Origin of the sequence: Corynebacterium sp. p3-SID1056, assembly GCF_025152525.1 — a bacterium.
Classification (GTDB): Bacteria; Actinomycetota; Actinomycetes; order Mycobacteriales; family Mycobacteriaceae; genus Corynebacterium.
On sequence record NZ_JALXXL010000027.1, the window covers coordinates 1 to 300 of the forward strand.

The 300-nt window shown below is 55.7% G+C and carries 1 protein-coding gene; it reads right to left on the bottom strand.

Translation table 11 applies throughout. From position 1 onward, the window contains the following. Positions 1 to 152: 152 nt before the first annotated feature. Positions 153 to 300: integrase core domain-containing protein (locus M3G14_RS11625; protein ID WP_259926688.1), on the bottom strand; the 148-nt coding region annotated here is incomplete at its 5' end.

Consider the following 300-nt stretch of genomic DNA (forward strand, 5'->3'; position numbering starts at 1 on the left):
GCTCGTGCACTCAAACAGTGTGTACGAAGCGCGTCGCTTTTTATTACCCCGGGGGTACTGGAATCATTGTGCAACCAGCCCGCATCACTACCGTGTTATGCCTGGTCGCCGAAAACCGGATATGAAGCGTCCTGGGTTTAGTTCCGCTTCTTTTACGGCCCCGTACTGACGGGCTGCGTGAGATAGTACTCGGTTTCTACTTCCTGTGGGGTGGCGTAGCCCAATGCTTCGTGAAGTCGCTTAGTGTTCCACCAATGCGCCCACCGCAAGGTGGCCAGTTCGACTTCTCCGACCGACGTT